We start from the raw sequence: 13,136 nt of genomic DNA, 5'->3' as shown, positions 1-13,136 counted from the left end.
AGTTTCATGGCATAGACTTATTATTCTTCTCAAGCATCTCCCGCGTGTGCAATAACAATTCCCTACCACCTATTGCACCGTGCCCGGGTATAACAATACGTGCATCGGGATATTTATTGATTACTTTATCAATGGTTGAAGGCCACTCGTTCACTGCTGCATCCGATAAGTTTCCTAATCCGGTGGCACGAACCTCCTTCACCATGCACCCTCCAAAAAGAATTTTCTCGGAAGGAATCCATACCACAATGTTGTCTGTAGAGTGTCCTCCGCCCGGATAATAACAACACAAATCCATATCACCCAACTTCACGGTGAGTGAATCAGTGAACCCATAATCGGGTATGGGTAATTTCTTTTCGCGTGTTAAATCAATTGTCATTTGGTTGGCATACGATTTCACTCCTTTTTTCTGCAAATAAGAGAGCCCACCCAAGCAATCGCCATGCCAATGGTTGGGAATAAACGTAGTTAGTTTGGCCTGCAATCCTTGTTCAATCCAATCCATAAGTATGGCAGTTCGTTCATTGTTGGCCGGCGTATCGAGCAAAGCTACTTCGCCGTCGTTAACCAAAATGAGTCCGTTGCACGGCACTATACCAAAGCTTCCCATATCATCATAAGACACATAAAAGTAAGCTTTACTTGACAGTTTCACTACCTCCATGCCCGGAGCTACCGTTATTTTATCAAATATCTCTTTGTTCTGGGCATTTAAGCTTAAAGAGAATACCGATAAGAAAGCTATTAATAATAAGTTTTGATGTTTCATATCATTTGTAATTGCTGTTCAAAGATATAAATTTATCAATTACCAATTATCAATGATAGATAAAAAACAGAGAGACTCTATGTGAACTCGAATGTATAAATGCTTAAGTCCTTGTTTAATCATACTTAAAACTATTGGCAAATATAGCAAGAGTTTTAAGTATAAATATAATCGGGAGGCTTAATCAACTAATTTCAATTATTATTATTCTACATGCAGTATTTTTACTTCTTTTGCATTTACGTAATATATTATTGCTAGACTTCTTAAAAATTAATGACTTATGAAAAACTGTTTAAAACTTATTCTAATCAGCCCGTTACTATGGGCTATGTCTTGTTCATCTGATGACTCAAAACCCAAAGAAGTTCCTAACGCTAAGGCTATTGTTCTGAAATCGGACTTTGACAGCAAAATGAACACAAACAATCTATTTGCTATTAATCTTTTTAAAACGACGGTTGAAAAATCGAACGGCAATGTGTTGGTTTCTCCTTTGAGTGTCAACATGGCTTTGAGTATGACTTGGAATGGGGCCGATGGTACAACAAAGAATGAAATGCAGCAAATGCTAGGCAATGAAGGATACACTCCAAGCCAGATTAATGAGTATTCAAGATCGTTGAGCGAAGCTTTGTTGACGGTTGACCCTACAACCGAACTACTGATAGCTAATTCTATCTGGACGGCTAAAGACTTGCCGCTGGAGAAATCATTTATAGAGGTGAATCAGAATAATTATAATGCAACAGTAGAAGAAGTTGACTTTTCGTCTCCTGCGACTCTTGAAAAGATAAACACTTGGTGCAGTGAAAAGACGAAGGGGAAAATTCCGAAGGCGTTGGATAAGGTGACTTCCGATACAAAATTTGCTTTGATTAATGCATTGTATTTTAAAGGTAAATGGCGTTCAAAGTTTGATGCGAAGAACACTGTTGATGCTCTTTTTGCCAATGCAGATGGGAAAAGGCCGATTGTTAAGATGATGATTCAGGAGAGTCACTTCGGATATTCGGATAATGAGAATTGGCGTTGTTTGAGTTTGCCGTATGGAAATAATGCGTTCAGTATGGTCATTTTATTACCTAACAATGAAAAAAAGATGAGCGATTTGTTTCCGACTCTGACAGCGGATTCATGGAGTACAATATTGGATGGATTGAATAATCATAAAGTGGTGGTGAGACTTCCACGCTTTAAAGGCGAATATGCTTATAATATGCATGAAGCAATATTACCAGCTATGGGCATGAAACAAGCATTTGATCCTCGTAAAGCTAACTTTAGTAAGATGTGTAACTTAGCGCCACTCTACATATCGCAGGTTGTTCACAAAACATTTGTGGAAGTCAATGAAGAGGGAACAGAAGCGGCAGCAACCACGGTTGTTACTGGCGATGTTACAGCTGCAGGGCCGGAATCAACTATTGATTTTTTTGTTGACCAACCGTTTATTTATGCCATACGCGAAAACAGTACAGGCACAATCTTATTCATGGGAAAGGTGGATAACTTTTAGATCGATTCTATATTTATTGCGACGAGTTATTCCATCTCTGAACCATCAAATGACAGAGGAAGAAGGTCTTTGATACTCTTTACTTCATAGATCGCTTCCCTGCCATAGAGCAGAATGCGGATAGGCTGTTTAAAACGATTTTCGGTTTCGAGTATCACTTGGCGACAACTACCACAGGGAGGAATCGGAGATGGGATAAAATCTGTTTCTGTGCGGGCAGCGATGGCAAGCGTAGTTACTGCCTGATCGGGATATTGTGAGTTGGCATAAAACAACGTGGTGCGTTCAGCACAAAGCCCTGACGGATAGGCGGCATTCTCTTGGTTAGTTCCGGTAATCATTACTCCGTTTGCCAATCGGGCGGCGGCTCCAACCCTAAAATGAGAGTAGGGTGCATAACTTCGAGAAGTAGCGTCCATGGCGGCGCAAATCAAAGCATGATCTATTTCCGAGAGTTCATCGTATTGATATACTTTAAGCACGGCGGTGATAGTGAGCTCTTTCATAATTCGTTTTGTTTTTAGGATTGGGGTGACAAAGTTAACAAAGAGATTGATAATCCGGATAATTTTTATGATTTTTGTGCCTTGATTACCAACAACCCCAATGAATGACCAACCGAATGTATCAAAAACCGTACATAAGTATCCTCCTTTTTACCCTTTTGTCTGCTTTTGCTTTTACTAATGCACAGGCACAACGGAGAAACCAACGTTATACCGAATATATTAATAGGTATAACCCACTTGCTGTGGAGCAAATGAAAATTCATAAGATTCCTGCAAGTATCACTCTAGCGCAAGGGTTGCTTGAGAGTGGAGCCGGATATAGTGAATTAGCTCGAAAAAGTAATAATCATTTTGGTATTAAATGTGGGAATTGGCGCGGGGCTACGGTGAGGCATGATGATGATGCGCGGCAAGAATGCTTTCGTGCTTATGATGATCCTGTTGATTCATACGAAGATCACTCACTGTTTTTGAAAAGAGGCGCACGTTATGCTTTTCTGTTCCGCTTGGATATAACCGATTATAAAGCTTGGGCGCGAGGGCTAAAAAAAGCCGGATATGCTACAGACCCCTCGTATGCCAATCGGCTAATAACAATAATAGAAGATTATGAACTATATAAGTATGATAATGAACGTAACCATGGCAGGTCTGCTTATAAAGAGGAGTACATTACCTTTAACTCTCATCAGGTTTACTTGGCCAATGATTTGGCTTATGTCATAGCTCGTAGAGGAGATACTTTCAAAAGTCTATCAAAAGAGTTTGATATTAGTGCGAGAAAGCTTGTGAGATATAATGATCTACAGAAAGATTATACCATCATCGACGGAGACATTATTTATCTTCATGCTAAGCATAAGAAGGCTGCTAAAGGTTATGTGGCTTATGTGGTAAGAGATGGTGATTCCATGCATACTATCTCTCAGAAATATGGTATCCGTTTGAAGAATCTATATAAGATGAACCGCAAAGAACCAGATTATGTGCCTGAAGTGGGCGATAGGTTGCGATTGAGGTAATAATATTACTTCTTTAAATTCTGCAAAAACGTACAAGGTGTTCGGAAACGGACACCTTTGTTTTTTTATTATCTCCTGTTTTTCAGGTAGTTGACTCTTTGGCATAGCGATTGATAGTAAAGAGATGTATTCGAACTGAATTTAATAATCAATCATAGCATGGACAGAGAGATTCCTAAAAAAGAACGCCTCAAAGAGCGGAATAAGAAAATTATTCGATTCTCAATAATCGGTATTGTATGCATTGTTGCTATAAGTGTGCTTATTTCGCTGATGCGTACGGGCGTTACCAGAAAAGATTTAATATTTTCTACTGTTGACAAAGGGACTATCGAAGTGAGTGTTAGCGCTTCCGGAAAGGTAGCACCTGCTTTCGAAGAAATCATTAATTCCCCTATTAACAGTCGGATAATTGAAGTCTATCGTAAAGGAGGTGATTCAGTAGATGTAGGTACCCCCATCTTGAAACTGGATTTGCAAAGTGCCGAAACGGATTATAATAAATTGCTGGATGAAGAGCAGATGCGTCGTTATAAGCTGGATCAGCTCAAGGTAAACAACCAAACGAAACTGAGCGACATGGCTATGCAGATAAAAGTTTCTGCAATGAAGCTGAACCGCATGAAGGTGGAATTGCGTAATGAATATTATCTGGACAGTCTGGGTGCAGGTACAACAGATAAAGTGCGTCAGGCCGAACTGAGTTACAATGTGGCTCAACTTGAGTATGAACAGTTGAAACAGCAATATGGTAACGAAAAGCAAGTAAGAGGTGCGGAACTAAAAGTACAAGAACTAGACTTCAATATATTTAGAAAATCATTGGCTGAGATGAAGCGTACACTAGACGATGCGCAGATTCGCTCTCCACGTAAGGCAATTCTTACTTATATTAATAATCAGGTGGGAGCGCAGGTGCCGCAAGGTGGACAAGTGGCGATCATTTCAGACTTGAGTCATTTTAAAGTGGAGGGTGAAATAGCTGATACGTATGGAGATCGTGTTTCGGCAGGTGGCAAGGCCATTGTGAAGATCGGAAGCGAAAAATTGGAAGGAACGGTGTCTAGCGTGACTCCCTTGTCTAAAAATGGGGTAATTTCATTTACTGTGCAGTTGGCGGAAGATAATAACAAACGTCTGCGCTCAGGTTTGAAGGTGGATGTGTATGTGATGAATGCGGTGAAAGAAGGCGTGATGCGTATTGCCAATGCATCGTATTACGTAGGCCGTGGAGAGTATGAGCTCTTTGTACAGACTTCTTCGGATGAGATTGTGAAGCGGAAAGTGCAACTGGGTGATTCTAATTTTGAATATGTAGAGGTGCTTAGCGGTTTGACGCAGGGTGACAAAGTCGTGGTTTCGGACATGACCTCTTACAAGAATAAGAACAAACTGAAAGTAAAATAGAGCTTATATTTCATAGACTTAAATACATCTGCATTATGGTGAGATTATACTTAAAGCAAGCATGGCAATTATTGAAACAAAATATTTTGTTCAGCAGCATTTCTATATTAGGAACAGCGCTAGCTATCTCTCTCATCATGATGTTGGTGGTAGCGTTTCAATCCCGGATAATGAATTATGGACCTGAAGTAAACCGCAGTCGTACGCTCTATGTAAAATGGGCAGGCATTCAAAAGAAAGGTACTCACGAGAATAACGGTAATGGGTATCTTTCATTGAAAACAGCAGATGTTTGTTTCCGCTCGCTTAAGACTCCCGAAGTTGTTAGTATCGTTTCTCCTTTGCAAACCCGATTGGCTGCTCTGCCAGGAGGGAGTAAAGCAACACGGTGTAGTACTCTTTTTACTGATGAGCAGTTTTGGAAAGTGTTTCGTTTTCATATCGTGGCCGGGAAGTTTTATGATCATGTTGATCTTGATGCTGCAATTCATAAAGCAGTGGTGTCAGAGGGTATGGCACGTATGCTTTTCGGTGATGCTAATGTGGCTGTAGGGAAGACAATAATGCTTGATTATCACCCTTTTACCGTTTGTGCGGTGGTGAATGATGTTTCTACTCTGGCAACTGATGCTTACGCACAAGTATGGATTCCTTATACAACGGGACAAATCCGTCGGAATCCGTGGGCGGAAGATATATCGGGCAATTATAAGGCTTTTATTCTGGCACATCATTCAGATGATTTCCCTGCTATTCGTGCAGAAATAGAGCAAAGAGTGAAGGTTTACAATGCTTCGTTACGGGAATATGAGTTGAATTTAAGAAGTCAGCCTGACACGAAGCTCGTGGAGATGGGCCGCTTCGGGCCGGGAGACCCGGATACTGTATCGTTAGTTATGAAGTTTATTCTTACTGTAATAATGCTTTTGATTGTTCCGGCAGTGAACATCTCAGGGTTAACTCTGAGCCGCATTTACCAACGTATGCCTGAGATAGGAGTACGTCGGGCCTACGGAGCTACTCGGATGGAGTTGATGCAGCAGATCTTGACGGAAAACTTGTTGCTTTCTATACTTGGCGGATTACTTGGAGTCTTACTTAGTTATGTAGGACTCTCTCTCTGTCGTGATTGGGTATTGGGATCTACAGCTTATTTTGGAATGCACATTAAACCTGATCTAGACTTTTCTCTTTACTTAAATCCATGGATACTTCTATTGGCGATACTATTTTGTCTTATCCTCAATTTGCTGAGTGCCGGTATACCTGCATGGCGAGGATCTTCAGCAGGTATTGTAAAAGCGATTACTAACGAATAAACTTTGATGAAATGCTAAAACATCTTATACATTTGGTTTGGAATCAGCGGAAGCATAATGCTTGGTTGTGGGGTGAGTTGATGTTAGTTATCTTATGTTTGTGGTATGTGGCATTGTCGCTTTATAATAATTATTGCTTCTATACTGCTCCTTTGGGGTTTGATATTAGTCACACTTATCGTTTGGATGTTGCAGAGCGTGACTCGGATGCCGAAGGGTATATTGTGTCTCAAACTAAAAAATCAGAAACAGGTACTAATCTTCTTAAATTAGTGCAACGTTTGCGTCACCTTGAAGGGGTAGAAGGGATTTCTCTTTCGCTTACTGCTCATCCTTATAATGGAATGAGCAACTATGTACAGGCGTCTGTGGATACAACGGCTACCCGATTGTTATGGTATCGGGTAAGCGACTCCTTTTTCGATATTTTTCGTATTAAAGAATCAGATGGAACTTCTCTGCGTGGCAAGCTTACTGATACGTCGGTTATACTAACTCAGGACGCAGCTCGTAAGATGTTTCCTATTACAAACAATGTTACAGGTAGATCGATTGTTTTCTCTCAGTCGGGTGAACAGGCAAAGATTTCGGCAGTTTCTACTCCGGTAAGTTATGCTGAATTCTATGGCTGTACACCTTCTGTTTATACCCTTTTGAGTGATAAAACAATTGAATCAGGTATCAATAGCGAGAATCTTGAGATGGTAGAGATATGTCTTCGTATGTATCCGGCAGCAGATAGTTCTGATTTATCCGAAAAATTTCTTGCTGAATATAGTTCTAAACTTGGAGTAGGGAATTTATATATCAGAGATATTCGTTCGCTGGAATACCTTCGTTCTGATCTTATTTCATCGGGAGTAAAAGCAATGCGTATGAATATCTTGATGGCCGGTTTCTTGCTGGTTAGTGTCTTTCTTGGAGTAACGGGTACTTTTCTTTTCCGTACTCGCCAAAGAAAATCGGAACTCGCTTTACGATTAGCACTGGGAGCTACTCGTCAGCGTTTATTAACCTTACTACTTGGAGAAGGCGGAGTACTTTTTATACTTGCTTTATTGCCTGCCATGCTTATAGCTTGGAACATATTTTATGCTACTGGAGGCATGATTAGTGCAGGAACTTCTTTTGGCTTTTCGATGGAAGAGAAAGGTGCCTTCCTGCGTTTCGACCGCTTTTTGGTGGCAGCGTTTATTGCTTCAATGTTTACTGTTTTGATGATGGTTACGGGTATCTTGTTTCCGGCTATTCATGCTATGAAAGTTCATCCTGCTGAGGCATTGCATGAAGAATAATAATACAGAATATAAATAATAAGAAAATACAAAGTCATGATTACAATTAATTCTCTTTCAAAAATTTACCGTACGAACGAGATTGAAACGGTAGCTCTGGAAAATGTAAACTTAACAATAGAACCTGGAGAGTTCCTTTCTATCATGGGACCATCGGGTTGTGGCAAATCTACATTACTCAATATCATTGGTTTGTTGGACGCTCCGTCAAGTGGTAGTATTCAGATAAACGGTACAAGCACCGAAGGGATGAAAGACAAGGCATTGGCTGCTTTTCGTAATAAATCATTGGGCTTTGTCTTCCAATCTTTTCACCTGATAAATTCTCTTAATGTGCTTGATAATGTGGAACTACCTCTTTTGTATCGTCGTGTGTCGGCTTCGGAGCGTAAGCGTTTGGCGCAAGAGGTGCTCGAGAAGGTGGGACTTAGTCATCGTATGCGCCACTTTCCCACGCAACTCTCTGGCGGACAATGTCAACGTGTAGCTGTTGCTCGTGCTATTATAGGTAATCCTGATATAATTCTTGCCGATGAGCCTACAGGTAATTTGGATTCAAAAATGGGTGCTGAAGTGATGCAACTTCTTCATCAACTAAATAAAGAAGATGGGCGTACTATTGTGATGGTAACACACAATGAAGAACAAGCCAAACAGACAAGTCGCACAGTGAGATTCTTTGATGGTCGACAAGTACAATAAAAGGGTTTTCCCTAAAATTATAGATACAATGATTAAACTATATTTCAAACAAGCTCTTACTCTTTTAAGAGAGAATAAACTAATGAGTTTTATCTCGATAGCAGGCACGGCGTTGGCTATAGCTATAATTATGGTGATCATCATCATCTTGAGAGCCAAAACAGCCAATTATGAACCGGAACTAAATCGTGATCGGACTTTATATGTGAAGTGGGCTAGTGCGGTAAGTAAAGTGAATGAGGATGAACGTAATTATAGCTGTCTCTCGCTTTATGATATACAGCAGGCTTTTTATCCTCTTACTACCCCTGAGGCTGTGACGGCTGTGTATACTTATGGACGCATGCTCTCGTCTGTACCTGGAACAGACGAAGAAATTAATTGTGAAGTACTTTATACGGATGATGCTTTTTGGCGAATGTTTGAGTTTGGTTTCTTAGCTGGTAAACCCTATGATGCCGCTGCGTTTAAATCAGGTCTGAAACAAGCTGTGATCTGTGAAAGTGCTGCCCGCAAATTGTTTGGTGGCGTGAAAGAAGCTATTGGAAGACGTTTGGATTTGAACTTTGTGGCATTTACTGTTTCCGGAGTAGTGCGCGATGTTAGTAAGTTTGCAGAACAAAGCTATGCCGAAATATGGTTACCATATACTACGAATAGTAATATTTGCAGTATAAGCATTGCAGGTTGGGGAGAGGGACATACAGGCGATTTTCAGTGTTTTCTGCTGGCTCGTAATGCGGACGATTTTTCGAAAATCCGCTCGGAATTAGCTTCTTCTATAGCAAAAATGAATGCAAACAGCAAAGAGTATAAACTTGATATAATGGATCAACCGGATGACTTTTTTACCCAAATGCTTCACAAATTTTCGAATGGAGGTACCCCTCCCGCCAAGGTAGTTATCCGTTATTGCGTGATTATTTTTATCATCTTAATAGTTCCTGCTATTAATTTATCAGGGCTTACACAAAGCAGGATGCGTAAGCGTATTTCAGAACTAGGGGTACGTAAAGCTTTTGGGGCTACCAAATGGAGTCTATTGTGGCAGGTGCTCAGTGAAAATTTTCTTCTCACGCTCATCGGCGGTCTGTTCGGACTTCTATTTGCTTATATAGGTATTTGGATACTCTCTGCTTGGCTTTTAGCTTCCGACCTTGGGGGAGAAGCAGCAATGAATGGGACTATGATAAGTTTATGGATATTCCTTGTGGCACTTATATTCTGTCTTGTTCTTAATCTGCTTTCTGCGGGTATTCCGGCTTGGAAAGCGGCTCGTACTACGATTGTTAATGCTTTAAATGAAAGGAATTAGTAATGTTTGGACATATTCTTAAATTGTTGTGGAATAGCCGACGCCAGAATATATGGCTGGTTTGCGGATTATTTGTCATTTCTTCATGCTTGTGGTATGCGCTGGATTATCTGTATGCAATAGGGGTAAACCAGACTCGTAGTCTTGGTTTTGATTGGCACCATGTTTATAGTCTTAATATTGGTGCTTATTCTCCTGAAAGTTCCAATTATAAATCGGATAGCATACATACCAAAGCTGCTGCGGGAGATCTTAATCTGTTTTTAGAACGTTTGCGGCATAATCCGTCGGTTGAGTCGGCTTGTGTTACACAAATGCATAAGCATTATGTATGGGCGAATGCATCGGCTTCGCTCACCTATGATACGGTGACGGCTTGGACGTGGATGCGCTCTGTCGAGCCTGATTATTTTAGAGTCTTTCGTGTGCATGGAGCTGACGGTTCATCACCCGAAGAGCTTGCTAAAAAAATGAATCTAACAGATATTATCATTACTGAAAAACTGGCGAAAAAACTTTTCAAGGGACAAAACGCAGTGGGGAAAATGGTGAAGAACCATTCTAACGGAGATAGTGTACGTATATCTGCTATTTGCGAAGATCAGAAATATAATGAATTCACCGGTCATCAATCTGCCACATATATGGCAATTAACACAGATGCCGGTAGAGGATTGGGGTATACTGATATACCATGGTTTGGTGTTTATATTCGTGTAAAACAGGAGGCTGATAATAAAGAGTTTATACGCACATTCAGAAAACAAATGCGCGCACAGCTAATGATTGGTAATCTTTATTTGGAAGATATGCGACCGATGTCTGACTATAGAGATGAACAGTTGAAAGATAATCGTAATGAACTATATACGTATTTAGCTGTAGCAGTATTTTTTCTGCTCAATGTATTTCTTGCCGTATTGGGTACCTTCTGGTTCCGTACGCAACAGCGTCGATCGGAATTAGCTTTGCGTGTGGCTATTGGCAGTTCTAAACTAAACATTCGTCGTTTGCTTCTAGGTGAAGGTATACTATTACTGACTCTCTCATTTCTCCCTGCTATTATTGTGGCGTGGAATTTGGGTTATGCTGAGATGGTATCCATCAGTCCGGTTGAGTTTACTTTGAAGCGTTTTGTTGTCGGATTGGCAATGACATATACACTGCTAATGCTTACGTTGCTTGTTGGCATCTGGTTTCCTGCCCGACAGGCTATGGACATTCAACCTGCCGAGGCATTGCATGAAGAATAATAATACAGAATATAAATAATAAGAAAATACAAAGTCATGATTACAATTAGTTCTCTTTCAAAAATTTACCGTACGAACGAGATTGAAACGGTAGCTCTGGAAAACGTAAACTTAACAATAGAACGCGGAGAGTTCCTTTCTATCATGGGGCCATCGGGTTGTGGCAAATCTACATTACTCAATATTATTGGTTTGCTGGACGCTCCGTCAAGTGGTAGTATTCAGATAAACGGTACAAGCACCGAAGGGATGAAAGACAAGGCATTGGCTGCTTTTCGTAATAAATCATTGGGCTTTGTCTTTCAATCTTTTCATCTGATAAATTCTCTTAATGTGCTTGATAATGTGGAGCTACCTCTTTTGTATCGTCGTGTGTCGGCATCTGAGCGTAAGCGTTTGGCACAAGAGGTGCTCGAGAAGGTGGGACTTAGCCATCGTATGCGCCACTTTCCCACGCAACTCTCTGGCGGACAATGTCAACGTGTAGCTGTTGCTCGTGCTATTATAGGTAATCCGGATATTATTCTTGCCGATGAGCCTACCGGTAATTTGGATTCAAAGATGGGTGCTGAAGTGATGCAACTTCTTCATCAGCTAAATAAAGAAGACGGGCGCACTATTGTGATGGTAACACACAACGAAGAACAAGCCAAACAGACAAGTCGCACCGTGAGATTCTTTGATGGTCGACAAGTGCAATAAATGGGGTTCTCACTAAATTCATAGTATACAATGATTAAACAATATTTTAAACAGGCTCTCTATCAGCTGAAAGCCCAGCCCTTATTATCAATCATCTCTATATTAGGTACGGCATTGGCCATCTGCCTGATTATGGTTCTTGTATTGATGCAGCAGGTGCAAACGGAACCGTATGTTCCGGAGTCGAACCGTGACCGTATGCTTCATGTGAAGTGGATGACTACTTATGAAAAAGGTGGTTCAAAAGATGATTCTGATAATGGCCCATTGAGTCTCCGTACTGCTCGTGAATGTTTTCGCGCATTGAAAACTCCTGAAGCGGTAACTATATACACTATCTACTCCAGTATGCAAGCTAGTATCCCTCATGGAACAGCTTTTGACGTGGATGTGAAGCAAACGGATGAACAATATTGGAAGGTGTTTGATTGTGCTTTTGTTGACGGCAAACCTTTTGATGAGGCTGCCTCCGAAGCGGGATTGCCTGTGGCAGTTGTTGCAGAAAGTATTGCACGGGCGTTATATGGTACTACGGCTGTTGTAGGTAAACAAGTGAATCTTAATTATGCTCCCTACACTATTTGCGGTGTAGTACGTGATGTCTCTACTTTGGCTTCCAGTGCTTATGCTCAAGTATGGATACCCTATTATTCGACTGACATAAAGGATCAAACTTGGTATGAAGGTATTATGGGGATGATGAGTGTTGCGATACTGGCACAGAGTAAGGATGATTTTCCTGCAATACGTTTGGAGTGTGAACGTCTAAGAGTGAAATATAATGATGGTTTGTCTGATGCTGAAACGATTTATCGTAATCAGCCCGATACGCAAGAAGTCTTTGTTGTTCGAAAGTGGGCTAATCAAGAGCCGGATATGAAAGCCATAAATAATAGACGCATGATAACCTTTGTTTTGCTACTTCTCATACCTGCTATAAATTTGAGTTCTATGACCCAAAGTAGGTTGAGGCAACGTGTTGCTGAAGTTGGCGTTCGACGTTCTTTTGGTTCAACACGTAAAGACATAATGTGGCAGATTCTTTTTGAAAATCTAGTTTTAACAATGATAGCAGGTATTATAGGATTGATATTCTGTTTTGTCTTTGCACTCTTTTTCGGTTCATCACTTTTTGAATCCTCTAAATTGTCGATGCTTAATTCTGCCCCGACAGTAGATGTGTTGATGCTGATGCATGTTTCTACTTTTGGCTATGCTTTACTTTTCTGCTTACTGATGAATTTACTGAGTGCGGGTGTTCCGGCATGGAGGGCTTCACGTATTTCTATCACCGATGCATTGAGTAACCATTAAACTCCTA

At 40.7% G+C, this 13,136-nt stretch carries 12 protein-coding genes; 10 read left to right on the top strand and 2 right to left on the bottom strand.

Going from position 1 to position 13,136, the window contains the following annotated elements; translation table 11 throughout:
• Positions 1 to 4: 4 nt before the first annotated feature.
• The gene (gene bla, locus BQ5338_RS03100) at positions 5 to 772 is read right to left on the bottom strand and encodes a subclass B1 metallo-beta-lactamase (RefSeq protein ID WP_071145342.1); all 768 of its coding nucleotides are present in this window, start codon (positions 770 to 772) and stop codon (positions 5 to 7) included.
• Between the two features lie 283 nt (positions 773 to 1,055).
• Between bla and BQ5338_RS03095 the strand changes: the two genes are divergently transcribed.
• Positions 1,056 to 2,291 carry a serpin family protein gene (locus BQ5338_RS03095; protein WP_071145341.1) on the top strand — a complete coding sequence of 412 codons (1,236 nt, stop codon included), beginning with the start codon at positions 1,056 to 1,058 and terminating at the stop codon, positions 2,289 to 2,291.
• A 26-nt stretch (positions 2,292 to 2,317) separates the two neighbouring features.
• Here BQ5338_RS03095 and cdd read toward each other — a convergent pair whose 3' ends face one another.
• The gene (gene cdd / locus BQ5338_RS03090) at positions 2,318 to 2,797 is read right to left on the bottom strand and encodes a cytidine deaminase (RefSeq protein WP_071145340.1); all 480 of its coding nucleotides are present in this window, start codon (positions 2,795 to 2,797) and stop codon (positions 2,318 to 2,320) included.
• 104 nt (positions 2,798 to 2,901) lie between these two features.
• Between cdd and BQ5338_RS03085 the strand changes: the two genes are divergently transcribed.
• From BQ5338_RS03085 to BQ5338_RS03045, 9 genes are all read left to right on the top strand, one after another.
• Positions 2,902 to 3,822 (top strand): glucosaminidase domain-containing protein, encoded by a 921-nt coding sequence (locus tag BQ5338_RS03085; protein ID WP_139265164.1) that lies wholly within the window; start codon positions 2,902 to 2,904, stop codon positions 3,820 to 3,822.
• 159 nt (positions 3,823 to 3,981) lie between these two features.
• Positions 3,982 to 5,229: an efflux RND transporter periplasmic adaptor subunit gene (locus tag BQ5338_RS03080; protein ID WP_071145339.1), complete on the top strand. Its 1,248-nt coding sequence runs from the start codon at positions 3,982 to 3,984 to the stop codon at positions 5,227 to 5,229.
• 35 nt (positions 5,230 to 5,264) lie between these two features.
• Positions 5,265 to 6,548 (top strand): ABC transporter permease, encoded by a 1,284-nt coding sequence (locus BQ5338_RS03075; protein WP_071145338.1) that lies wholly within the window; start codon positions 5,265 to 5,267, stop codon positions 6,546 to 6,548.
• Between the two features lie 11 nt (positions 6,549 to 6,559).
• Positions 6,560 to 7,843, top strand: coding sequence for an ABC transporter permease (locus BQ5338_RS03070; RefSeq protein ID WP_071145337.1), 1,284 nt, complete (start codon positions 6,560 to 6,562; stop codon positions 7,841 to 7,843).
• A gap of 36 nt (positions 7,844 to 7,879) precedes the next feature.
• Positions 7,880 to 8,545: an ABC transporter ATP-binding protein gene (locus BQ5338_RS03065; RefSeq protein WP_071145336.1), complete on the top strand. Its 666-nt coding sequence runs from the start codon at positions 7,880 to 7,882 to the stop codon at positions 8,543 to 8,545.
• Between the two features lie 28 nt (positions 8,546 to 8,573).
• A complete protein-coding gene (locus tag BQ5338_RS03060) occupies positions 8,574 to 9,860 on the top strand; it encodes an ABC transporter permease (protein ID WP_071145335.1) in 1,287 nt (428 codons plus the stop codon).
• A gap of 2 nt (positions 9,861 to 9,862) precedes the next feature.
• A complete protein-coding gene (locus tag BQ5338_RS03055) occupies positions 9,863 to 11,113 on the top strand; it encodes an ABC transporter permease (RefSeq protein WP_071145334.1) in 1,251 nt (416 codons plus the stop codon).
• A 36-nt stretch (positions 11,114 to 11,149) separates the two neighbouring features.
• Positions 11,150 to 11,815, top strand: a complete 666-nt coding sequence (locus BQ5338_RS03050) for an ABC transporter ATP-binding protein (protein WP_071145333.1) — start codon at positions 11,150 to 11,152, stop codon at positions 11,813 to 11,815.
• A gap of 30 nt (positions 11,816 to 11,845) precedes the next feature.
• Positions 11,846 to 13,129 carry an ABC transporter permease gene (locus BQ5338_RS03045; protein ID WP_071145332.1) on the top strand — a complete coding sequence of 428 codons (1,284 nt, stop codon included), beginning with the start codon at positions 11,846 to 11,848 and terminating at the stop codon, positions 13,127 to 13,129.
• Positions 13,130 to 13,136 lie beyond the last annotated feature (7 nt).

Source organism: Bacteroides ihuae (assembly GCF_900104585.1).
In the GTDB taxonomy this organism is placed as follows: Bacteria; Bacteroidota; Bacteroidia; order Bacteroidales; family Bacteroidaceae; genus Bacteroides; species Bacteroides ihuae.
The sequence above is the reverse complement of the archived record's forward strand: the minus strand, read 5'-3'. Positions and strand labels throughout refer to the sequence as shown.